The following is a 21,638-nucleotide window of genomic DNA, read 5'->3' on the forward strand; positions in this document are numbered from 1 at the left end:
GGCTTCCAGGACGCGCTGTTCAAGCTGCGTCTGCCCTACGCCTCCCGGAGCGCCGTGGAGTTCCTTAGCTAACAACTTCTATAAATTTTTGGAACTCTATCAAATTTCTTTGCTTTTTTAGTGGGCTGTCAAGTTAGGATAAGTATCCTAATGCCACTTTTGGCGTCTCATTAAAGTTAGGAAAATGGCAATGGGCGATGAGGGTCGGGGTAAATCACCCAGGGGCCAAGTAAATCCTATTCGAAAGGAGGAGAGTAAGCGAGGATCGGAGCGCGTGGAGGGCGCACGGAAGGTTCTACCGGCGACGGCTGCGCCACCTCCTATCGTTCCCAAAAAGACGAAAAGCAAGTCGGAAGACGGAGAGGAAAAATAAGCCGTGCCAGGAACCCCCACTGCTGTATTGATATTTATTCTCCTCGTAGTTCCAGGTATCGTATTCGTCTTAAGGAAAGAGGCGCTGCATCCGACTGAAGAAAAATCAGCATTTCGAGATATGGCGACCATAGCGCTGGTTAGCGTTGTCGTAAACAGCTTGATGTTCTCAATATTGATGCTAGCGGGGTTGCTTTTTTCTGGATTGGCGGCAGCGGTAAATTCTCTATTCCTAGACCCCGGGGGGTATGCATCCGATAACTTTTCGCTCCTGTGGTGGTGGTGCGTTGGTCTGATGTTGGTGTCGATTGTGATTGCTTTTTTTGCGGGCGGCATGGACAGCTATGCCGCGAGAAAACGCATATGGTGGCGATGGACACGGGGGCCATATGACGCGTCTTCGTCAATTTGGTCAAGAGTTTTTCGCCAGCATCGCGACAATGGCTCCGTGGGGGACGTAAAGTACTTTGTTGATTGTATTATGGTGAACGGGTTTTATTATCGGGGCATCTGCGAGTTCTACAATCCCGGACTTGATGAAACTGGGGATCGCGACATACTTCTTCAGTCGCCGCTCGAAGTAAAGTACTCAGACTCGGATTGCTTTATCAAATTTCGAGATGAGGCGCAAGTGATTCTGAGTTCAAGGAATATTATTTCTATTCATGTGACGGCCATTTTCGGAGAAAGTGAAATAGCTCTTGCTTCAGATTTAGACGAGAGTGGAACCGAGGGGGAGGTGGAGAGGGAGGGGTAGGTTGGATTTGGTGTTGGATTTTCTATTTAATTTCTTGATTTCTTGCTGTACTTACTCCAAAGGGCCTGAATTTAAAAGATTCAGGCCCTGGGTTTGTTATTTCCTATCGGTTGTTTATTTTCTCTGTGCGAGCGTCGTCGGCGTCTTCCCAGGCGCGGTCCATGGACCGCTTGAGGACTTCGACGTGGTCGAGGACGGGTTCCACCCCGAAAGAACGCAGCAGAAGTGCCGCCGCGTGTTCCGGGGCCGGGTCGGTCTGGTTGATCGGCCGGACGCCCTCCTCACGGAGCAGCTCGCGGACCTGCCGGAGCAGGCGGTCACGGTCGTAGGTCTGGTACATGGTCACGCCTCCCAGGTCTTCCCGGTGAGCCTCTCATACACCTCGATGTAGCGGGCGCGGGTGGCCTCGACGATCTCGTCCGGGATCTCCGGGCCCGGGGGAGTGCGGTCCCAGTCGGTGATGGTGCTGGACCAGTCCCGCACGAACTGCTTGTCGAAGGCGTGCTGCGGCCGCCCCGGCTGCCAGTCGTCTGCCGGCCAGAACCGGGACGAGTCCGAGGTGAGCACCTCATCGGCCAGCATCAGCGTGCCGTCGGCGGCCCGGCCGAACTCCAGCTTGGTGTCGGCGATGATGATGCCGCGCTCGGCCGCGATCTCGGCCCCGCGCTTGTACACCTCCAGAGTGACCTCCCGCAGGTGGTCGGCGGTCTCTTTGCCGATCTCCTGGACGACGTCGTCGAAGGTGATGAACTCGTCGTGCCCCTCGGTCGCCTTGGTCGTCGGGGTGAAGATCGGCTCAGGGAGCTTGGACGCCTCAACGAGCCCCTGCGGCAGGCGGATGCCGGAGACGGTGCCCTGCTTCTCGTACTCCTTCAGCCCCAGCCCCGCCAGGTAGCCGCGGGCGATCCACTCCACAGGGAGCATGGTGAGCTTGCGGCAGCGCACCGCGCGCCCCGCCCACTCCTCCGGGATGTTGGTTGCGGAGACAACGTGGTTGGGCACCACGTCCGCGAGCTGGTCGAACCACCACAGCGAGAGCTGGGTGAGGATCTTGCCCTTGTCCGGGACGGGGGTGGGCAGGACGACGTCGTAGACGCTCACCCGGTCGGAGGCGACCAGGATGAGGTCGTCGCCGTCCGCGTAGACGTCGCGCACCTTGCCCGAGTGCACCAGTTCCATTTCGCTCCCTACCTGGAGATCTCGTAGTTGTAGGTGGACCACCGGCGGGCGATCGACACGGACTGCCCGAACTCGATCACCTCGCCGCCGGCCTCGTACACCCAGTTCTGCTTGCGCAGCACGGGGGACCCCAGCGGGATGCGCAGGGCCTCGGAGTCCTCGTCCCCGGCGATGTCGGCGCGGACCTGGTCCTTGCCAGAGACCGCAGTGAGGGAAGAAGTCTCCTCGATGTACTTCGGGGTGCCCTGGGGAAGCCGTTCGGCCACCAGAAGCAGGGGGGAGGTCTCGGCCAGCTCGCCCTTGAACCAGGAGGTGCTGGCGGAGGAAGGGACGTCGTCTCGGAAGGTGACCCGGCGGCGCCGGATGGCCTGGGATCCCTTCGGAGCGTTCAGGGCCTCGGCGATTTCGTCCGGGGCCTCGACCAGTTCGGCGACCTGGATCTCGGCGCGCTCGTTGGCCGGGTAGATCTTGCCGCCGATGCTTCGGACGACGCGGTCCTTGGCGCTGGCGGCAGAGTTCCCGAGTGACACGACGGTGCCGACGCCGGGCACACTCCGCACCAGGCCTTCGGCCTTGAGAGCCCCCATGGCCTTGGTCGCCGTTGCCAGGGAGATGCCCCACTTGGCGCTGATCTCACGGACCGAGTCGACCCTGTCTTCGTCCTTGAGGGTCCCGGACTCGATCTCGGCGCGGATGTGCTTGACGACCTGCATGTACGGCGGGTCGGGGCGGTGAATCTCGGGGGACACGGTGTCTCCTTCGCTGACGAACACGAACAGTGTACTAGTACATAACGGGCGCAAGCCTGTGAGCTGCCACTCTTCCTGCCTGTGGCTTCCGTGAAAGTAAGACTATGCGATCTGTACTAGTACACCGCAGAGCGGCGTGCTATAACAGTGTCACGGCGGTTCACCGCAACCGCCGACCGGAGACGGAAGACCGGTGTCCAGGGGTGATCCCTGCTCACCGTGAGGCCGCCCCGGGCCGGCTCCCCACCTGGTGATCGGGGGTCCTCCTTCCTCAATAGCGCGCACGCCCCGACCCCATCCCGAGCTTCCAAGGGACGGCGAACGGCACCGGCCACGGCACCCAGACCTCGTGCTCCGCCTTCACCAGGGCGGTACGGAATGGCCGCATCCTCCGCACCCCTGGGGTGCCCGTCCGGTCCTCACTCTGCTGGCACAACGCGGCGGATCGAGGACTGGGCGGGGACCACCCGGGTCCACTCCCACACCTTCCACAACACGGAGGAAACCCATGTCGAACACGTTGCCCGTGGGCGCCGACTACGCCCGCCGGATGCTCGCCGAGGACCTGGCCGCCGGTCGCATCACCGACGCCGAGGCCGCCGTGATCGAACGCCGGCTCGACGCCGACCAGGCGCAGATGCTCTCCGGCCTGCGCCCCGACCTGAACCGCTGACCCGCCGGCGCCTGTCCGGCCCTGGACACCCGCTGCCGCCCGTCCTGCGGTGGCGCGGCACTCGGGGCCGGGTGGGGACCGACCGGTCCGCCACCCTCCACTCCACAAGGAGACCCACCCATGCGCCGCTTCTTCGACGCCGTCCTGCTCTTGGTCGGTACCGGCCTGCTGATCGCCGGGATCCTCACCTACCCGAACGTGCCGTTGGCCGTCCTGGCCGGGGCCCTGGTGATCGGCGTGCTCCTGGTCCTGCCCACCCCGAACCGCACCACCAAGGCCACACCGGTGCGCGGAACCGACCGGGTCGGTGCCGGCCGATGACGCCTCTCACCCTGCTGGTCGCGTTCACCGCGCTGGGGTTGGCCGCCACTGCGGCCGCCCTGGCGTGGGGCCTCATCCGCCTATTGGCCCTGAACCCGCGGCAGGACCTCGACGCGATCGCGACCGTCCGCCGACTGCGCACCCGCCCCACCAACCGCACTCGCTGACCTGCCGGTGCCCGTGCGCTCCCACCACCCCGCGGGGTGGGTGGGGAGCGGGCGGGGACCACCTGGTCCACCCCACCTCTACCGAGGAGAACCGATGGTCATGGACGCGCTGGCCAAGATCCGCGAGTGGCTCGATGAGCCCTCCACAGGCATCAGCGACCGGTATATGACGGCCGAACAGCAGGCCGAGGCGGCCCGGATCCGCCAGGAGTTGGCCGATCTGGAAGAGCGCAGGAAGCACTACGGAGAGAGCGTCCGCAGCCCCTGGTACGTCCGGAAGCTCGCCTACCTCAACGACGAACTCGACTACGTGCTCGAACGGGGCCACTACGAGCGCTGACCCCGTGTGCTGCCGGTGCCGCCCCTCGGGGCGGTGTCGGGACCACACGGTCCCCACCCGACCGGACCGGAGCCCACCCACCGTCGGCCCCGGGCACGCTCACCGTGCCCGGGGCCGCACTGATTCCTGGAGCCCTTATGACGAACACCCCGACCATCTGCGAGGCCCCTTTGGTCGACCCGTGGCTGGAGTTGCTGGCCGAGCTGGGAGCCCAGAACCTACCTGGCGAGGACGGCATGGAACGGGCTGCACGTGAGGCCGCTCGCTCCGACATCCTCGACACCCTGTTGGAGACCCGGGCGATCGCCCACCCCACCCTGGCTAGCCCGATCACCGCCCATCCGGACGGGATCCGTACCGGTGTGGAGGAGACATCGGCCGCCATCCACGACCTGGTGAACACCCACGCGGCCTTGGCCGCCGCCCTGATCGAGGAGCACGACGTGAGGGCGAGGGCGGCATGAACCACACCCACACCACCGCCGCCGCGCCGACCTGCTGCGGAACGCCGATGACCTGGGAGACCTGGCTCGGAGCGTGGCTGTGCGCGATCTGTGAGGCCCGCGGATGAACGACCGACCTTCACCGCCCGAGCCGCGTATGACCGACGCCGCCTTCCACGCCGCCACCTGCTCGGCGTGCAAGAAGGGCCTGGCCTGCAAGACAGCCGACATGATCGGCGGTCGCTGAACCCGCACAGAAAGGAAGGCCCCGCATGGACTTCGAGAAGGCGATCTCTGGCTTCGGTCTGTTCGTCCTGGCCCCGGCCGTGCTCATCGCCATCGTGCTGATGACCGTCCACGGCGGATGACCGCATCTCACCATCGGAGACGACGAGGCCCCCGGCACCAGGAATGCCGGGGGTCTCGCCTGTTCCCACCCAATCACACACCCGAGCTTTGAAGGGAGGCGCATGATGCGCCCGATCCGATGGGGCAAGGAGCAGACCTCCAACGCCCCCGAACCCGACACCACCATCCCCTCCCCGCTACCGACCGCGCCCGTCCCCGAACCGGACGACCCCACCACGCCCCCACCGGCTCCGACCCCGAAGCGAGCGGCCACGCGTTCGACCCGGCCGCCTGTCTCCCGCATGGCCGCGTTCGCCGCGTGGGCCACCCCGACCCGGTTGATCGTCGGTGCGGCCGCGATCCCGTCGGTGTTGTCGCTGATCTGGACCGCGACCTCGGTCGCGGACATGATCACCATCGGCGCCCCGATCGTCCCGCTGGCCGTCGGTGTCGTGCTGGATCTGGCCCTGGTCGGCGGGGTGCTGATCGCCTGGGTCGCCCCTGAGATCCGCCGCACCGCGAGCAACGCCTCCTGGATCCTGGCCGCCATCGCCGCCGCCGCGATCGGCTACCACCACTGGGGCCAGGAGGCCGTGATCTTCGCGGTGGTTCCGCTGATCAGCAAGCTGTTGTGGCACCTGGCCTTGGCCGCTCGCACCGCTTGGGAGCAGCGCCGCGACGCCGCAGCCCGCGCCCTGGCCGAACAGGAGGCCGCCGAGCGCCGTAAGGCCGAGCAGACCGCCCGGGACGCCGAGCAGGCGACCTTGGCAGAGGCCGAGCGGGCACGCGAGCGCGCCGAGGCACTGTCCACGGACCTGACCGAGGCAGAGGAGGCCGAGCACGCCGAACTACGGCGCAAGGCCCGCCGTATCCGGGCCCGGGCCGAGGCCGAGCGGGAGGTCATCCAGGCCGAGGCCGAAGCCGACCGCATCCGCCAGGAGGCCACCGCCGAAGCCGAGCGCGTCCGCCAGGAGACCGAACACCGGATGCGCCAGGACGCGATCCGCCGCCGGGTGGACGAGGAGATGGCGATCCAGAAGGCCGACGCCGACCTGCTCAAGCAGCGCTTCGCCCTGGAGCGCGAACTGCGGCTGATCCGCCCCTATGAGCTGACCGACGCCGATCCCGCCGCGCGGGTGCCCGACGACGTCTCCGCACTCACCCCGACCGGTGGCCCCACCACCGGGTTCGACGGGTTCGGCGATCGGAACGGGCACCCCTCGGTGAGCGAGGCCGAACGCAACCGCTGTCTGGTCGACGACGCCCGCCAGGCCCTGCTCGCCGATGACCGTGAGGTCACCATCGGCGCGCTGGCCCGCCACACCGGGCTGAGCGAGCGCACCGTGGGCCGCCACCTCAAGGCCCTGACCGACCCGTCCTGACCCCGCCACCCCGGCACCCCGGCACCTTCCCCGACCTGGAGGTGCCGGGGTGCCGCCCTGCCCTGATCGGCGGGTGCCACAGCCCACCGGACCTTCGGGTGCCGGTGGGCTGTGGCACCACTCCGACCGGCGCCGCGCGAACCATCGCCACCTCGCCCGCGGGGTGAAGTGGTGCCGCGCGAACCGGCCCTCGGTGCCGTACCCGCCCGCCCCCTTCAGTGAAGGAGAAGCGATCCCACGAACACGACGATGCCCCCGCGCCCCACCCGGCGCGGGCGTTCACCTCAATCGGTCGGGCCGCCGCCCTTGATGGACGGCGGCCCGACCCGCTCTCCGAAGGAGGCTCTGCGTGTCCCGTTTCCTTGACCGCGATGGGTCCCGTTACGGGATCCCGACCTACCCCCGCAACCTCGCTCCTGCCGGACTGGCCACCCGCACGCAGCTCCGCTCGATGGGGTTGCGCCCCGGTGGCCAAGAGCCCGTCGCCCAGCTGATGTGGCGATCCACCTGCGGTGGATCCCGCGACGGGACTCGGGTCGCCTACCTGTACCGGGTCGACCTGGCACTGCCGGTGCGGCCCATGACTCCCGCCAAGCAGGCCGCCCTGGACAAGGCCATGCAGGCGCGGCGGACCTGCTGTGACTGCGGCCTCGAACACCCCTACTGCCTGCCCACTTCGCTGGGGCGCACCTGCCCGCCCGGGGTCGGATGCGCCACCACTGTCGACCTGGCCGCGTAGGCCGGAACGGAGAACACCGTGAACCCGAAGAAGAAGCCCCTGATGATCGCGACCGTCGCCGCCTGTGTGCTGTTGGGCGGAGCGGTCCTGGTCGGGGCCGGCGACCTGGTCGTCTACCCCCTGGCCTTGGCGGCCGTGGCCTCCGTCGGTGGCTTGATCTACCTCGCCCGCACCGTCGGGCGCTGACCTCTGACCCAACGACACCCCGGGCCTGCCGCCCGGGGTGGAAAGGACCCCATCCCATGGACGCCTTCCTGGCCGCCGTCATGTTCGGGGCCGCCTGGTGGATCAACAAGCAACACTTCAGGAAGTCCGGCTTGATCGCCCTGGTGGTCGCGTTCGGCGGCTCGATGCTGCTCTACCGGTCCCCGGCCTCCCAGACCCTGCTCGGGTGGGCCAATGACACCCTTGTCGGCTCCCTGACCGGAATGGTCGGCGGCATGCTCGGCGACCCGCTGCCCACCACCGTGGTCTGGGCGGTGATCTGCATCGCCGGATTCGCCGTGACCATCGTGGACCTGTGGAAGAACCACAACTACAACGGGGCCGCCATCTTCGCTCTGGTCATCACCCCGATCGCCGCCCACGGAGCCGGATCCGGTGCCCTGCCCGCCCTGATCGACGGCCTGCACACCGGCGGCGCCGGTCTGGTCGCCGGCATCGTCGGCGGCGTCGTCGGATCCTGACCGGTCCATCCACCTTCTTCCATCGTCTGCGGGGGCCGTCCGGCATGCCCGGCCGGCCCCAGCACCCGACCTCTTCCCAGGAGTGACCCGTGTCAGAGACCACCCGCACCCACCGGCACCTGCGGGTCGTGCCCGACGACCCCACCGAGGACATCCCCACCGGGGTGACCTGGGACGCCGACACCGACCCCACCGCCTCCGCCGATCAGGAGTCGCCGTCCGCTCCCGGCACTCCGCTGGAGGCCACCTACGTCTACACCGACACCGAACCCGATGGAGCCCTCACCCCTGCCCAGGCCACCAAGGCCGATCTCACCGACCGGCTCAAGGCGTCGATCTCCGCCACGCACACCTACGCCCTGTTCGCCTGGTCGCGCCGGTGGGAGACCTCCATGGGCTACGTCATGGACCCCGCCCTGCGTCAAGAGATGATCGACGCCGCCGACGAGGACTTGGACCAGCGCCGCCGTCAGGCCGCGAAGAAGGCCAAGAAGGCACTGACCCCCGAGGACCAGCGCGCCACCAAGCGCACCCTGGAACGGCTGGAGCGCCGCACCGTCTCGGAGCTGGAGGTCGACGCCCGCGTGCTGCGGGCTCGCGCCGCCCGGCTCGCGGGCCGGTGCGCGATCCCCGCCGCGGTCATCGTCGGCCCCGTCCTGTTGGCCGCGTCCGGGGTGTGGGCCGGCCTGCTGATCTGGCCCCTCTCCTGGGGATGGCTCGCCCTTCAGGGGCGGGCCCTGGCCCGCGCGGAAGCGGTCATCACCGCCACCCCGGTCGACGACCGGACCCTTCCCGCCACCCCGGCACCTACCCCGGCACCCCGGGCAGCACGAGGCCCGAGTCCGGCGAAGGTCCTCGGCGCGACTCCGGCGGAGACAGCCGTCATCCAACGCCTGGACCCCGCCTACTGGGCCGCGAACGCGCGCGAGCGCGGCCTGGACGGCCTGGAGCCGGACACGCCGACCTTGGGCGTCACCGGGATCTCGGTCCGGATGCGGCTCGGCGGCAAGTGGACCCCCGCCACGTTGCGCGCCAAGTCCGACACCCTCAAGGCCATGCTCGCCCTCCCCGAGGGAGCCGGAGTGCAGGTCATGCCCGGCGAGACCGGCGATCTCGCGGTGGTGCGCATCCGCACCCGTACCCCTGACATCGACGTGGCCTGGAACCCCGACCGGGTCGGGATCGGGATCGTGCCCGAGACCGGTCGAGTCGTGGACCTGAACGCCTACGGTCATCGCGTGGTCGCCGGGGTCACCGGTGCGGGCAAGAGCACCGGCATGCGTCCCTGGATGGCGTCGGTCGTGCTCAACCCCTTGGCCGCGCTGGTCTTCGTGGACCCAAAGGGACAGGAGGCCGGGCTGTGGGAACACTGCGCCCGCACCGTCAAGGGCGTGGGGCCGAGCGGGTACGCCCGCATGTACGTCGTGATCAACGAGGTCGTCGACGAACTCCAGTGGCGCCAGGAACACGCCGAGGGCACCGACTGGGTGCCGACCGAAGACCACCCCGAGCTGGTCCTGGCCATCGACGAGGGCGCCGCCCTGGTACGGATGTCCAAGGAGAAGGAGTACCGCGACGTCCTGACCAAGATCGAGTACATCGCCTCACAGGGGCGCGCGGGCAAGGTGTGGATCCACTGGGCCACCCAGTACCCGACCAAGGAAGGAGGCATCCCCGCCCAGGTCGTCGAGAACATCGTGGCCCGCCTGGCCCTGCACACCGCCAGCCCGCAGGCCGACCGGGTGGTCTTCGACGAGCAGGCCACCGCGACCGGGTGGACACCCTCCGAACTGGACCTTCCGGGATGGGGGATGCTCCGGGTGGGCCCCAAGGACGTCCCCGAGCACATTCGGCTCTGGTATGCCACCGACGCCCAGGTCCAGGCCCTGCCCGCCCGCACCCCTTGGAACCGCCCGGACTCCTCCCGCACCGATCCGGCACCTGAGTCGGGCGAGGCCGGCGGGGGCGGGAACTGGATCGGCGCCCAGGGCGCCGTCATCGACATGCTCCGCCGTCAGGGACCGCGGACCCTGGCCCAGATCGACGCCGAACTCGACTTCTCCAAGTCGATGATCGACCGCGCACTCAAGGAACTTCAGGCCGCCGGCAGGGTCGCCAAGACCGGCGGCTACGGCTCCGCCTGGAAAGCACTGTGAGTGACCACGATGGGGAACTTCCACTTGTCCACCCGACAGGCGACCCCTCCCTCTCACGCACAGTGAACAGCGAAAACGCCACCGGGTCGGTGTGCGCCCCGATGCAGTGGACGAGTGGACATCCGCCACGTATTCGCAGTTCAGGGCGATGGAATTCGGTGGACTTCCCCGGTGGGAAAGCGAGTGGAAGTCCACCGATGAAATCCACCTCGGTGGACATCACCGAACGTCACGAAATCCGGGGGTGCGGCGAAGCTCGCCGCACCCCCGGAACCTTCGTCCGCCGGGCGCTGGCCCGGCCCTCGCACCCGGTGTGCGGGGGCCGGGGGACCGCCCGGTCCACCCTCCACCCCACACGGAAGGACTCCCTCCCATGAACACCAGTGGCCGCCCGATGACCGTCGCCCGCCTGCGGGCCGTGCTCGACTCCATGCACGACGACACCCAGATCACCAACGCCTTCGGGATGTCCCTCACGAGCGCTGTTCCCTACGACGACGTCTTGGGACTGGCCTTCGAGCCGCTCCACAGCGGGGCGATCAGCAACGCCATCCACGCCACCGGCCCCGTGTCCGGGGTGATGCAGGTCGGCGACTTCCACGGCGATCTGCACATGTGACCCCTGCCCTGAAGCGGTCCGCCCGTAGCGCGGGCCGTCTGCCCTGACACACGTGAGGGGCACCCGCCGACCCATACACGGCAGGTGCCCCTCCTGTGTTTCTACCACCGAAGGGGATCCCACTCATGAGCGGCACCACGAAAGCGACGCGCACCACCACACTCTCCGGGGCGGCCGGGCACCTGGCCGAACAGATCGGCTGGATCGCCTCCCACCTGCCCACCCGCCCCGCCATCCCGATCCTGACCGGGATGCGCCTACAGACCACCGACGACGGGTGGGTCAACGCCCACGGCACCGACCACCGCGTGTGGGCCGTGGCCGACCTGGACACCGACACCGACGGTCCCCTCGACGTGGTGGTCCCCGGGCGGCTGCTCGCCTCCCTGTTGGTCACCCTGCCCCGCCACCTCATCGTCACGCTCGCCATCGACCCCGACCAGGTCCGCATCGCCTGCGGGCCCACCCGTGCCAGCATCCGCACCCTGCCCGCCGAGGACTACCCCGAAGCCCCGGCCTGGCCCGAGCCGGTCGGTGTCCTGGACGCCACCCACCTGGCCGAAGCCGCTTCCCGCATCGTCGGGGCGGCCACCACCGACGAATCCCTGCCCATGTTGCAGGGCATCCACCTCACCTTGGCCGCACAGGGCGCGATGCTGGCCGCCACCGACCGGTACCGGTTCGCCGTCGCGACCGCCCCCTGGACACCGACCCTGGACGGCGAGGAACGGGAACGCACCGCCCTGGTCCCCGCCCGCACGCTCCACCAGGCCGCCAAAGCGCTCGCCCGAAGCGAGACGGTCACCGTGGGCCTGAACGAGAAGGGCGACATGATCGGCCTGTCCGGTGACGGCCGTCGCATCACGACCACGCTGATCGACCACGAGTTCCCCACCTGGGAGCGCACGCGCAAGCTGCTGCCCGAGACGGACGTGGAGGTCGACGCCGACATCACCGACCTGATCGAGTCGGTCAAACGGGTCTCGCTGTTCGCCGAATCCGCCACCCCGGTCCGCATCACCATCACCGAGCCCGGCCTGGTCGTGCGCGCCGGCACCGACGAGATCGCCGCCGCAGCCGCCGACGTGGACGCCCGTGTGGAGGCCGACCACGAGCTGGTCATCGCAATGAACCCGACCTTCCTGGCCGAAGCGCTCACCTCTCTGCCCGGCAGCCGGGTCCGGTTCAGCATCGGCCCCGCCGACCGGGCGGTCCTGATCCGGCCCGCCGATGAGGAGGAGACGGGCCTGATGTGGATGCTCATGCCCGTGCGGCAATGACCCTCCGGGCGCGCTCTGCCCACCAGCCCACCCCTTTGGATCGGGTGGTCTGGTGTGCGGAGGGTCCGACTGGACCGCAACAGTCCACCCCGAGCCAGGAGAGAAAGACGTGCGCGGCGAGTACGCCGAGACCGCCGATGAGGTCTTCGTGCCTGCGGCCTACCCCGACCCCAGTGTGTACAGCGCCCATGTCCTGGAACAGCGCGGAGACCGGGTGCTCATCTGCTGGATCAGCTACCCGAGGACCGGTTCCACTCAGGAGGTGAGCGCCGATTGGGTGTTCACCACCATGGCCGCCGCCCGCGCGGCCCACTGAACTGGGACGGGCTCGGAACCGCATCGGTCCCGAGCCCGCCTCGTGCAGGGCTCTCCCGGGATGTCCTTGGCCGGACCTGGGCGGGCCCTTTGACTCCCTACAGCGAAGGAGCACCACCAGTATGAACGCCGAACTGATCGAGGGCTTGCGCAACCAGGCCGAGGGCTACACCGCCCCCACGGCCGCCGTGGAACTGCTCATCGACCACGACGTGTGGCTGCGCCGCCCCGACTTCGTGAACCGGTACGTCCACCAGGTCCCCGCCTCGGAGTTGTTCGAGCCCGACCGGCCCCTCGCGCACATCGACTGGGACAAGGTCGCCAAAGCCCTGAACCGGCAGGCCTTCCCCGCGTCCTCCTCCGAGATCGCCATGCTGCGCATCGCCGCCTCCCTGGCCGAGGACCACCCGGTCAAGCTCCGGGACGCTTTGGTCGGCATGGACGCGACCACCACCACGGCGGTGCTCACCGCGATCGCCGCCGTCACCGGCCACCGCGACCGCATCACTCTCACCCTGACCGCCCGTAACCGGCCCGACTGGCTCTGACCAGGATGCTTGGAAGCGGCCTGAACCGGCGCAAGTCAACTTTGCAACATTCCCCTGGGGGCCTTCAGGCATCGAGAACCCGTGGGGAAGGATGGCACTCATCCATAAGCCGAGCACGACCGAGGGGAACGAGGCGCGGGATGTCGCAGCCACTACGTGACACGGACATTCGCGAGGTGTTGACCGCAGACCTCAACGCCCGCTACGCCGGTGACTCTCAGACCCTGATCAGGCATGAACTGGGGTTGTGCGCTGGAGAGCGTCGGGTGGACCTCGCTGTGATCAACGGTGAAATGGTCGGCTATGAGATCAAGAGCGATGTTGATCGGCTTGATCGGCTGCCAGAGCAAGCAGAGGCTTATGGGAAGGTCTTCGATCGCATGGTGATCGTGACCACGGATCGCTACCTGGCCGATGCCGTTGCCATGCTCCCAACCTGGTGGGAAGTGCTGTGCATCCGACAAGGTCAGAAGGGAGTGTCGTCGGAGCAGGTGCGAGCCGGTAAGCCGAACAAGGGGCAGGACCCCTTCGCGCTCGCCCAACTGCTCTGGCGTGAAGAGGCCCTGGAGGAGCTCAGGAGCCGTGGTCTTGCCCGGGGGCTGTCGAAGAAGAGGCGCTGGATCATCTGGCAGCACCTCGCGCAGGCAGTGCCCGTAGCAGAGCTCGGAGACGTGGTTCGCAGGCGGCTTAAGGCTCGCCGAGAGTGGCCAGTCGATGTTTGACCACCTCAATATGGCGGGACCTGCCCAGCGCCACCCATTTCGCAGCGTTCCCCAAGCCTTCATAAGTTCGGGCACCCCTGGAAATCATCTTGTCAGCCCATGAGAAGTTCTCGCCTTCCCAACGAGGATCGTTCACTATCGATTGGCAGATTTCGTAGAAAGGGGAGTTCTCCTGCTCTCGGTGAGCTTTCTTACGATGGATGATCCACTCTTGCCCTCGCGCGTACCGAAGGTTGGGTAGAGACCTCCAAGGTCCGGCCCCTGATGCAAGCGCAGGGTGGTTGGTGGCGTAGTCCCCGTAGTGCAGTTCGATTTCCTGGGGGGAGTGCGAGGAAACCGCGCGCCATAGGCTCACTTCGTGCCTCGTGAGCCGGTGCTCATGGTCGACCTTGAAGCCGGAGATCGAGGCGGGAAAAGCACCCGAAAGCAGGGTCACGCTTCTCCACCTGCGGCGCGCGGCCCACTCCACCGCTAGGCGGGCGCTGGGTGTGACGCGCTCGACCTCTCGCTCGGAATCCACCTCGCCGTAGTCCAACACGAGGTCGACCTCCCCAGGATCCGCCCCGAGGTTACTCAGGAGCAAGGGGACTTCGGACTCGGCTTCTGCCACATCGGGGTCTGATTCAGAGGAGCCCAAACGCAGCAGGTACCCGCTCTGGTACTTCTCGTTGAGCCGTTGGAAGACATCCAGACTGGCGTAGCCATCGCCGTAGCGGATGACGGGGACCACGGAGATGGTCCACGGGGGAAGCAGCGAGTCCGAGAACTCCCCCCCGAGCCGAAGAATCTCCTCGACCTCTGAAAGCGCCTCGCTTCCTCCGGGGCCTCCGTCCACGGCGACTGTGGTGCCGCTAGGGAGCTTCTTCAGATTCTTCCCTAACTTCTGACTTCCTCCTTCTTCTGCTCCCACTACTTCCAGAAGAGGGAAGACAGATTGAAAGTTGGAGAGGTTCCACAAGGCTTCCATCTCGCCCAGTTTCCCTTTGAGGGCAGGAACGTATTTAAGCAAGAAAGACTCCCATTCCTTCGGAAGAGATATTTCCCCTTTCGATGTTTCCATTGAGTTGCCAGAGAGGTCTAGGGAGGCCCCGACACGGGTCTCTGGCGAAAGAGACACATGAGTGTCACCTTGCCGGTGATTGAAAAACGAGAGAGGTACTGACCATGCCCGGAAACTTTGCCCTAACCGACTACGCCTTGGCCGCCGCGCGTCGAGGCTGGCCCGTCTTCCCCCTCACCCCCAACAGCAAGAAACCCCCACTCGTGCGGGATTGGGAGAAGGCGGCGACCACCGAGCCCGACCGGATTCGCGCCTGGTGGCGGCAGTGGCCGAACGCTAACTACGGCATCGCCACCGGCCCCGCGGGCCTGGTCGTGGTCGACCTCGATGTCCCCAAACCCGGGCAGGCCCCGCCCTCGAAATGGGCGCTGCCCGGTGTGCGCGAGGGGGCCGATGTGCTGGCGGTCCTGGCCGAACAAGCCACAGAGCCACTGCCGCTGGACACCTTCACCGTCCGCACCCGCCGTGGTGGCACCCACCTGTACTTCACCCACCCCGACGGACCCCGGTTGGGCAACACCAGTGGCGACCAAGGGGCGGGTCTCGGGTGGTTGATCGACACCCGCGCCCACGGCGGATACGTCGTCGGGCCCGGCTGTCCCGTCACCGCCCCCGACGGCAACGGCACATACGAGGTCACTCACCGCGAAGACCCCGAGCCACTGCCCTGGTGGATTCATAGGCGCCTGCTTCGCAGGCCCGATTCCCCGGATCGGTTGACCACCCGAGCGAACACCACCCCGGGGCCCGTGACCGGCGACCTGTCCGGGGTCCTCACCGACGACCGCAGGCGTGCCGCGTACGCGCGGGCCGCGATCAAGGGGGAGCTGGCCAGGGTTCGGGACGCCCTACCCGGAACCCGCAACGAGAACCTCTACATCGCCGCCGTCAGCCTCGGACAACTCGCCCGCGAAGGCCTGCTCGATGCCGTCTGGGTCGCCGACGCGCTGCGCAACGCCGCCCAGGAGGCCAACGCCGCCGGTGACCCCAACCCCGTGCGGGAGATCGACGCCACGATCCGCTCCGGCCTCGCCAAGGGCCTGCGAGAGCCCCGCCGCACCAAGCCACGACCAGGAAGGACGGCCGCTTAGATGAGCGGGAACAGCGACGAGAAGAGGCCCTCCCAGGCCACGCTGCTGATCGAGATGGCCGACCGGCACGTCGACGTCGTGGCCGGGGCCGACGGCAAGATCTACGCCGTTCGACGAGGCGGGCCCCGGATCGCGTTCCCGCTACTGCGCAAGGACGGCCTGCGCCCCCAGTTGGCCCGCCGCTACTACGACGAACACCACTCCGTCCCCTCCCAATCGGCGCTCACCGACGCCATCTCGGTACTGGAAGGGAGGGCGATGGACCAGGACCCACAGGACATCCACCTACGGTTGGCCACCCACCGAGCCGAGAGCGGAGCCCAGGTCGTGGTGATCGACCTGGGCACCCCCGACGGAAGGTGCGTGGTCGCCGGCCCCGACGGCTGGCACATCACCGACCAGAGTCCAGTGCTGTTCCGCCGCACCAAACTGACCAGCCCCATGTCCGAACCCGGACCGGCCGGACAGACCGACCGCGGACTGGCCGCCCTGCGCGGTCTGCTCAACGTGGACGAACCCTCCTTCCGGCTCATCGTCGGATGGATGGTGGCCGGGTTGATGCCCGACCTGCCCCACCCGATCCTGGGAGGCAAAGGAGAGCAGGGCACCGGCAAGTCCACCGCGCTGGAGATGCTGATCAACCTGCTCGATCCCTCACCGGCCGCGCTACGGTCCCTGCCTCGGGACATCAAGACCTGGGCCACCGTCGCCTCTGCCTCGTGGGCGGTGTGCCTGGACAACGTGTCCACCATCCCGATGTGGCTGTCGGACACGCTGTGCAAGGCGGTCACCGGTGACGGTTTGGTGGATCGGGCCCTGTACTCCGATGACGATGTGTCCGTCCTCAGTTTCCGACGGTTGATCGCACTGACCTCGATCGACACCGGCGCCCTGGCCTCGGACCTGTCCGAGCGGATGCTGACGGTTGAGTTCCTGCCCATCAAGAAGGAACAGCGCCGACCCCACAACGAGATCGCCGCCGCCTACGCCCGAGACGCGCCCGCCATCCGAGCCGCCCTGCTGGATCTGCTGTGCCGGGTGCTGGCCGAGCTACCCAGCACGCACCTGGCCGAGTTGCCCCGCATGGCCGACTTCGCGCGCATCCTCGGGGCCTTGGACACGGTCATGGGGTGGAACACCCTGGACACCTACCTGACCGCCTCCCAGGTGACCACCGCCGACCTGCTGGACGCCAAGCCGTTCACAAGCGCGGTGGCCGACTTCGTCGATGAGCAGGGGGAGTGGACGGGGTCCATCAGTCAGCTCTTGGACCTGCTCGCCGCCCCGGACCCGCGTCCCCGCTCCTGGCCGGTGGACGCCACCCGCGCCTCCGGTCAGCTCAAACGGGATGCCCCGGTGTTGCGCAGCATCGGCATCACCGTGACCGAGGCCGGGCGCTCCCAGGACCGCCACCGCCGCCAGCTCTACACCTTCACCGCCCACACCCTCGACCGGGAGCCTCCGCACACCGAACCGGCCCTCGCCGCAGCAGTGAACAGCGCAAACGCTCTCTTCTCCGCCTTTGGCACCGGTTCCGGCGGTGCGGAGGCTACGAACACAGACTCCGCAGCCTCCGCTCTAGCCTCCTTGCAAAACCCCAGTTCACGCGGGATGGCGGAGACTGCGGGGTCTGCGGAGGCTGTCTTCACCCAACTCTCTAATCAGGCCCCCGCCTCGATGGAGGAAGGCCCGTGCGTGCGCTGCCGGGCCGCGTTCCGCCGGTTCGAGGTCACCGATCACCCGAAGGTGTGTACCTCGTGTGCCCGGCACGCCAGACGTACCTGAACCCGTCCATGAAGCGGCCCCGGCCTGATGCCTGCGAAGCCCTGGCCGGGGCCACCCACCCAACCCGAAGGAAAGGCACCACCAGCATGCCCGAACACCGCAAGGCCCGCCTGGAGCCGGCCAAGGTCCGCGTGATCGGACCGCCCGAGATCGTCGCCCAGGTGGTCGACACGATCACCGCCGCGCTGCCGGCCGCCGCACCCTCCAAGCCCTACCCCAGCCGCAAGACCCCCGGCCACGTCCGCGTCTACCTGGAGGTCACCCCCGAATGAGCACCGGAACGCGAACCGACAGGCCGTCCTCCTTCCTCACGGTCAAGGAAGTGTGTGAGGAACTCCGCATCTCACGCAGCACCTGGGACCGGATGGTCCGCCTCGGCCAGGCCCCGAAGATGAAGCGGATGGGTGGCCGCCGCGGCGAGATCCGCATCCGCCGGAGCTGGCTCGACACCTGGCTGGAAGAGGGCGGCGCCTGATGCCCATGACCTATGACGTGCAGTTCTACAAGCTCCGAGACCGAGGCAGAGGGGCCCGGCCCTACCAGGCGCGGTGGCGCACGGCGGAGAGGGTCCACCCCCGATCCTTCCTCACCGCCGAACTCGCCGCGAACTGGGTGTCGGAGCTGCGGGAGGCCGCCCGCAAGGGCGAGATGTTCGACGTCGAGACTGGCCTGCCCCAGACCAAGCTCCGCCAGCTCCGGGACGTCTCCTGGTTCACCCACGCCCGCGAGTACGTGGCGGAGCGGTGGCCCGGCATGGCGGGCAACACCCGGGTGAGCACGATGGAGGCCCTGATCGCGGTCACCCCCGTTCTGGTGAACGACACCCCGGGCGCGCCGGATGCCGACTCCCTCCGCCGGGCGCTTCGCGACTGGGGCTTCCGGATGGAGCGCGACGGCTCAGGGAAGTGGGTCTTCCCGGAGCCGCCGCCCCGACCCGGGAGGTGTTCGCCTGGCTGGAGAAGGCCTCCATCCCGGTGAGCGAGGTCGCGGACACCCGCCATCTGGGGGCCGCCGTCCGCGCGTGCGGCCGACTGCTCGATGGAGGAGAGGCGGCGGCCGACTACTTCAGCCGCCGTCGGCGCGGCTTCTCGGCGGTGCTCGGCCACGCAGTGCTGCTCAAGCGGCTCTCCGAGAACCCATTGGGGAAGAGGGACCTGCCGACGGACTGGCGACCGCCGAAGGCGGAGGAGGAGGTGGACCCCCGCTCGATCGGGAACCCGATCAGGGTCCGGCAGACGCTCGCGATGGTGAGCTACGTCGGCCGCCGCCAGGGCCCGCGGTTCGCCGCCTGGTTCGGCTGCATGTACTACGGGATGATGCGCCCCCAGGAGGTGGCCAACCTCCGCCGCTCCGGCTGCGAGCTGCCCGCCGAAGGATGGGGCAAGCTCACCTTCTCCGAGAGTTCGCCGGCCCCGGGGAAGAAGTGGACGGACTCCGGGGCCTCGCACGAGGAACGGGGCCTGAAGGGCCGCAAGAAGGGGAAGGGCCGAGGGAAGAGCCCGTCGCGGACCGTCCCCATCCCGCCCGCACTGGTGGCCCTGCTGCGGGAGCACATCGAGCGCTACGGCGCCGGTCCTGACGGGCGGCTGTTCCGGAGTGAGCGGGACAACCCCATCCAGCCCTCCACCTACTGGCGCGTGTGGGACCGTACCCGCCAACTGGCGATGACGCCGGAGGAGTACGAGGGACTGCTGCTGAAGCGCCCCTACGACCTCCGGCACGCCGGTATTACCTACCGGCTCAACTCCGGGGTCCCGGCGACCCAGGTGGCCAAGTGGGCCGGGAACAGCGTTGAGGTGTTGCAACGGGTCTACGCGCAGGTGTGGACCCAGATGGACGAGGTGTGGATCGACCGGATGGGCGATCACGGGTGACCCAGATCACATGCTGGTGAAGTGTCAAGGGCGGGGGCTCCGAGTGTTTTCGGAGCCCCCGACCTTTTTGTCGTTTATGCCCGGTCCACCAGTGGTCCACAGACGGTCCATGGGTGGTCCACAGAAGCTCGGTGAGCATGGTGCGCGATGACATCACCTGACATACGAAGAGACGCCGCTCGCCAGGTGTCGTTCCTGGTCAGTGCGGCGTCTGCGCTCGTCGGTGTTCTGTGCCCCCTGCAGGATTCGAACCTGCGCACACGGCTCCGGAGGCCGTTGCTCTATCCCCTGAGCTAAGGGGGCTGGCTTGCGTGAACAACTGTAGCAGGGGCTCTGCGCGCTTCGTCCACTCGTTTGCGGGGGGCCGCGGATCGGCGGATTCCGGTGGTGCCCCCTCCCCTCGCAGCGGTAGTGTCGCGCCGTGAACGCCTCGCCAGCACGGGTTCTCGTCGTCGAGGACGACGACGTGATCCGGGAACTGATCCGCCTCAACCTCGAACTGGAGGGGTTCGAGGTGTTCACAGCCGTGGACGGCCAGGACTGCCTCGACCGGATCGGCTACATCGATCCGCACGTCATCACCCTCGACGTGATGATGCCCCGGCTGGACGGCTGGACCACCGCCGAGCGACTGCGCTCCGAGGAGTACACGCGGACCCTGCCCATCGTGCTGGTCACCGCCCGCACCCAGGAGGAGGACGTGCGGCGCGGCGAGCGGATCGGTGTGGACGCCTACGTCACCAAGCCGTTCGACCCGGACGCGCTCATCGACGTCATCCGCGATCTGCTCGACCGCGGGGGGCGCGTGTGACCCCCGCCGATCTGGAGGTGGTCCTCCGGGAGACGGCGGCCCGTGTCTTCGACCTGCCCGTCGAGCGGGTCCCCTTCGTGTGGCCGCGCGGAGACCAGGCCGCCGAGGGCGCCGACGCGGCGAGCGCGCTGGCCCCCCGCATGGTGGGGCTGCTGGGCGACCGCCTGCCCGAAGGGACGGACCGACCGCCCCGGCGGGTGGCCGGACGGATCGTCGACGGACTGGCGGAACTGCGCGACCGGGGACGGTTCCCCTGCGCCGGGCTGCGCGCCGACGACCGGGGCTTCGTGAACCTGACGCTGGGCGCGCACCAGCGTGAGGAACTGCTGCGGGCGGCCGCCGACGGACCGCGCTTCCTCACCGGGCGGGCGTGGGACGGGGCGGGGGAGTGGCCGCGCACCGGACTGCACGAGGCCGGGCCGGTGGCCCAGGCCCGCCGGTGGGCGCGGGCCGACGCGCGCGCCCGCGTCGCCCTGGCGGTGGGCGGCCAGGCCCCGCCCCCCGGCCCTCACGGTGAGGTCTCCTGGCGCGACCCCTATCTGGACGGGGGACGCGACGGGCTGTTCACCCCGGCGGCGAAGGCGTTGGGCGCGATCGGTGAGGACAACGCCCGTATCGCGTTCTGCCGGTCCGTCCCCGAGCGGCCGCGTGAGACCGAGACCACCGGCCGGGATCTGCCGGTGCTGCCGTCGGCCGAGTACCCCGGCGCCTGGGCCCGTCTCACCGACGCCAACCCCGCCTTCCGGTTGCGCTACGCCCACGCGCACGCGCTGTCCCGGGTGCGGTGGGTCGGGGAGGGCGGGCCCCGGCACGAGGCGTGCGAGCGGCACACCGCGCCCGTGCGCCGGTCCCTGGTCGACGGCCCCAGCGCGCTGGACGGGGCCGCCCGCCGAGAGGAACCCCATATCCTGGTCCGATACCTGGAAACGCTGGCCGGTGCCTACGATGAGTGGCGGACGTGTCCCTCCGCGGCCACCGCGCCGGCGGAGCACACCACCGCCGACCCGACGCTGCCGTCCGCGGTGGCCGGGATCCTCCGCACCGGGCTGTTCCTGCTCGGGGTGTCCGCGCCCACAAGGTTGTGACACCACCCGTCCGGGCCCTTGCCGTGACCCACGCCCGGACATCGCGCCGCCCGGTGGGGCGAACCCGACCCCTGCGTTCCGATCGGACAAGTGGACAATGGGGAGGGGTGCCGTCCCTCCAGCCACGCCCTTCCAG

The 21,638-nt window shown here is 68.2% G+C and carries 29 protein-coding genes and 1 tRNA gene; 25 read left to right on the top strand and 5 right to left on the bottom strand.

Going from position 1 to position 21,638, the window contains the following annotated elements; genetic code table 11:
- Positions 1–376: 376 nt before the first annotated feature.
- The gene (locus PWG71_RS25440) at positions 377–1,129 is read left to right on the top strand and encodes a DUF6338 family protein (protein WP_274812541.1); all 753 of its coding nucleotides are present in this window, start codon (positions 377–379) and stop codon (positions 1,127–1,129) included.
- A gap of 103 nt (positions 1,130–1,232) precedes the next feature.
- Here the strand turns inward: PWG71_RS25440 and PWG71_RS25445 are convergent, their stop codons facing one another.
- Genes PWG71_RS25445 through PWG71_RS25455 form a run of 3 tightly spaced genes read right to left on the bottom strand, consistent with a single transcriptional unit; the run spans position 1,233 to position 3,057 of the window.
- The gene (locus PWG71_RS25445) at positions 1,233–1,469 is read right to left on the bottom strand and encodes a hypothetical protein (protein ID WP_274812632.1); all 237 of its coding nucleotides are present in this window, start codon (positions 1,467–1,469) and stop codon (positions 1,233–1,235) included.
- Between the two features lie 2 nt (positions 1,470–1,471).
- Complete coding sequence (locus PWG71_RS25450; RefSeq protein WP_274812542.1) at positions 1,472–2,308, bottom strand: phosphoribosylaminoimidazolesuccinocarboxamide synthase; 837 nt, start codon at positions 2,306–2,308, stop codon at positions 1,472–1,474.
- A gap of 8 nt (positions 2,309–2,316) precedes the next feature.
- Positions 2,317–3,057, bottom strand: a complete 741-nt coding sequence (locus tag PWG71_RS25455) for a GntR family transcriptional regulator (RefSeq protein WP_274812543.1) — start codon at positions 3,055–3,057, stop codon at positions 2,317–2,319.
- Positions 3,058–3,565: 508 nt separating this feature from the next.
- Here PWG71_RS25455 and PWG71_RS25460 point away from each other — a divergent pair.
- From PWG71_RS25460 to PWG71_RS25535, 16 genes are all read left to right on the top strand, one after another.
- Positions 3,566–3,730: a hypothetical protein gene (locus tag PWG71_RS25460; RefSeq protein WP_274812544.1), complete on the top strand. Its 165-nt coding sequence runs from the start codon at positions 3,566–3,568 to the stop codon at positions 3,728–3,730.
- Between the two features lie 120 nt (positions 3,731–3,850).
- Positions 3,851–4,051 carry a hypothetical protein gene (locus PWG71_RS25465; RefSeq protein ID WP_274812545.1) on the top strand — a complete coding sequence of 67 codons (201 nt, stop codon included), beginning with the start codon at positions 3,851–3,853 and terminating at the stop codon, positions 4,049–4,051.
- Entirely contained in the window at positions 4,048–4,218 is a 171-nt protein-coding gene (locus tag PWG71_RS25470) for a hypothetical protein (RefSeq protein WP_274812546.1), read from the top strand. The genes PWG71_RS25465 and PWG71_RS25470 overlap by 4 nt, the downstream gene beginning before the upstream one ends.
- A 94-nt stretch (positions 4,219–4,312) precedes the next feature.
- Positions 4,313–4,558: a hypothetical protein gene (locus PWG71_RS25475; RefSeq protein ID WP_274812547.1), complete on the top strand. Its 246-nt coding sequence runs from the start codon at positions 4,313–4,315 to the stop codon at positions 4,556–4,558.
- A 137-nt stretch (positions 4,559–4,695) separates the two neighbouring features.
- Positions 4,696–5,022, top strand: a complete 327-nt coding sequence (locus tag PWG71_RS25480; RefSeq protein ID WP_274812548.1) for a hypothetical protein — start codon at positions 4,696–4,698, stop codon at positions 5,020–5,022.
- 103 nt (positions 5,023–5,125) lie between these two features.
- Positions 5,126–5,248 carry a hypothetical protein gene (locus PWG71_RS25485; RefSeq protein WP_274812549.1) on the top strand — a complete coding sequence of 41 codons (123 nt, stop codon included), beginning with the start codon at positions 5,126–5,128 and terminating at the stop codon, positions 5,246–5,248.
- A 223-nt stretch (positions 5,249–5,471) separates the two neighbouring features.
- Positions 5,472–6,731, top strand: coding sequence for a hypothetical protein (locus tag PWG71_RS25490; RefSeq protein WP_274812550.1), 1,260 nt, complete (start codon positions 5,472–5,474; stop codon positions 6,729–6,731).
- Positions 6,732–7,080: 349 nt separating this feature from the next.
- Positions 7,081–7,470, top strand: a complete 390-nt coding sequence (locus PWG71_RS25495; protein ID WP_274812551.1) for an RRQRL motif-containing zinc-binding protein — start codon at positions 7,081–7,083, stop codon at positions 7,468–7,470.
- Between the two features lie 18 nt (positions 7,471–7,488).
- Positions 7,489–7,656: a hypothetical protein gene (locus tag PWG71_RS25500; protein WP_274812552.1), complete on the top strand. Its 168-nt coding sequence runs from the start codon at positions 7,489–7,491 to the stop codon at positions 7,654–7,656.
- Between the two features lie 56 nt (positions 7,657–7,712).
- Positions 7,713–8,156 carry a hypothetical protein gene (locus PWG71_RS25505; protein ID WP_274812553.1) on the top strand — a complete coding sequence of 148 codons (444 nt, stop codon included), beginning with the start codon at positions 7,713–7,715 and terminating at the stop codon, positions 8,154–8,156.
- A gap of 89 nt (positions 8,157–8,245) precedes the next feature.
- The gene (locus PWG71_RS25510) at positions 8,246–10,312 is read left to right on the top strand and encodes an FtsK/SpoIIIE domain-containing protein (protein WP_274812554.1); all 2,067 of its coding nucleotides are present in this window, start codon (positions 8,246–8,248) and stop codon (positions 10,310–10,312) included.
- Between the two features lie 373 nt (positions 10,313–10,685).
- Complete coding sequence (locus tag PWG71_RS25515; RefSeq protein ID WP_274812555.1) at positions 10,686–10,931, top strand: hypothetical protein; 246 nt, start codon at positions 10,686–10,688, stop codon at positions 10,929–10,931.
- A 125-nt stretch (positions 10,932–11,056) separates the two neighbouring features.
- A complete protein-coding gene (dnaN, locus tag PWG71_RS25520) occupies positions 11,057–12,211 on the top strand; it encodes a DNA polymerase III subunit beta (protein ID WP_274812556.1) in 1,155 nt (384 codons plus the stop codon).
- Positions 12,212–12,320: 109 nt separating this feature from the next.
- Complete coding sequence (locus PWG71_RS25525; RefSeq protein ID WP_274812557.1) at positions 12,321–12,527, top strand: hypothetical protein; 207 nt, start codon at positions 12,321–12,323, stop codon at positions 12,525–12,527.
- Positions 12,528–12,648: 121 nt separating this feature from the next.
- Positions 12,649–13,074 carry a hypothetical protein gene (locus PWG71_RS25530; protein ID WP_274812558.1) on the top strand — a complete coding sequence of 142 codons (426 nt, stop codon included), beginning with the start codon at positions 12,649–12,651 and terminating at the stop codon, positions 13,072–13,074.
- Positions 13,075–13,250: 176 nt separating this feature from the next.
- A complete protein-coding gene (locus PWG71_RS25535; protein WP_274812559.1) occupies positions 13,251–13,796 on the top strand; it encodes a sce7726 family protein in 546 nt (181 codons plus the stop codon).
- Here the strand turns inward: PWG71_RS25535 and PWG71_RS25540 are convergent.
- On the bottom strand, positions 13,762–14,913 hold the full coding sequence (locus tag PWG71_RS25540) for a beta family protein (RefSeq protein ID WP_274812560.1): 1,152 nt from the start codon (positions 14,911–14,913) through the stop codon (positions 13,762–13,764). The genes PWG71_RS25535 and PWG71_RS25540 overlap by 35 nt on opposite strands.
- 47 nt (positions 14,914–14,960) lie before the next feature.
- Between PWG71_RS25540 and PWG71_RS25545 the strand changes: the two genes are divergently transcribed.
- The 6 genes from PWG71_RS25545 (at position 14,961) to PWG71_RS25570 (ending at position 19,606) form a co-directional block, all read left to right on the top strand.
- Positions 14,961–15,947: a bifunctional DNA primase/polymerase gene (locus PWG71_RS25545; protein ID WP_274812561.1), complete on the top strand. Its 987-nt coding sequence runs from the start codon at positions 14,961–14,963 to the stop codon at positions 15,945–15,947.
- On the top strand, positions 15,948–17,732 hold the full coding sequence (locus PWG71_RS25550) for an ATP-binding protein (protein ID WP_274812562.1): 1,785 nt from the start codon (positions 15,948–15,950) through the stop codon (positions 17,730–17,732).
- Positions 17,733–17,818: 86 nt separating this feature from the next.
- The gene (locus PWG71_RS25555; RefSeq protein ID WP_274812563.1) at positions 17,819–18,004 is read left to right on the top strand and encodes a hypothetical protein; all 186 of its coding nucleotides are present in this window, start codon (positions 17,819–17,821) and stop codon (positions 18,002–18,004) included.
- Positions 18,001–18,207, top strand: a complete 207-nt coding sequence (locus PWG71_RS25560; RefSeq protein ID WP_274812564.1) for a helix-turn-helix transcriptional regulator — start codon at positions 18,001–18,003, stop codon at positions 18,205–18,207. Before PWG71_RS25555 ends, PWG71_RS25560 begins: the two co-directional genes overlap by 4 nt.
- Positions 18,207–18,710, top strand: coding sequence for a hypothetical protein (locus PWG71_RS25565; RefSeq protein ID WP_274812565.1), 504 nt, complete (start codon positions 18,207–18,209; stop codon positions 18,708–18,710). Before PWG71_RS25560 ends, PWG71_RS25565 begins: the two co-directional genes overlap by 1 nt.
- Positions 18,638–19,606 carry a tyrosine-type recombinase/integrase gene (locus PWG71_RS25570; RefSeq protein ID WP_274812566.1) on the top strand — a complete coding sequence of 323 codons (969 nt, stop codon included), beginning with the start codon at positions 18,638–18,640 and terminating at the stop codon, positions 19,604–19,606. The genes PWG71_RS25565 and PWG71_RS25570 overlap by 73 nt, the downstream gene beginning before the upstream one ends.
- Positions 19,607–19,837: 231 nt before the next feature.
- Here the strand turns inward: PWG71_RS25570 and PWG71_RS25575 are convergent.
- Positions 19,838–19,909 (bottom strand) — tRNA-Arg (locus PWG71_RS25575).
- A gap of 118 nt (positions 19,910–20,027) precedes the next feature.
- Here PWG71_RS25575 and PWG71_RS25580 point away from each other — a divergent pair.
- Positions 20,028–20,417 (top strand): response regulator, encoded by a 390-nt coding sequence (locus PWG71_RS25580; RefSeq protein WP_274812567.1) that lies wholly within the window; start codon positions 20,028–20,030, stop codon positions 20,415–20,417.
- A complete protein-coding gene (locus tag PWG71_RS25585) occupies positions 20,414–21,502 on the top strand; it encodes a DALR anticodon-binding domain-containing protein (protein WP_274812568.1) in 1,089 nt (362 codons plus the stop codon). Before PWG71_RS25580 ends, PWG71_RS25585 begins: the two co-directional genes overlap by 4 nt.
- Positions 21,503–21,638: the final 136 nt, after the last annotated feature.

It is taken from the genome of Nocardiopsis sp. N85 (genome assembly GCF_028882275.1).
GTDB classification, from domain to species: Bacteria; Actinomycetota; Actinomycetes; order Streptosporangiales; family Streptosporangiaceae; genus Nocardiopsis; species Nocardiopsis lambiniae.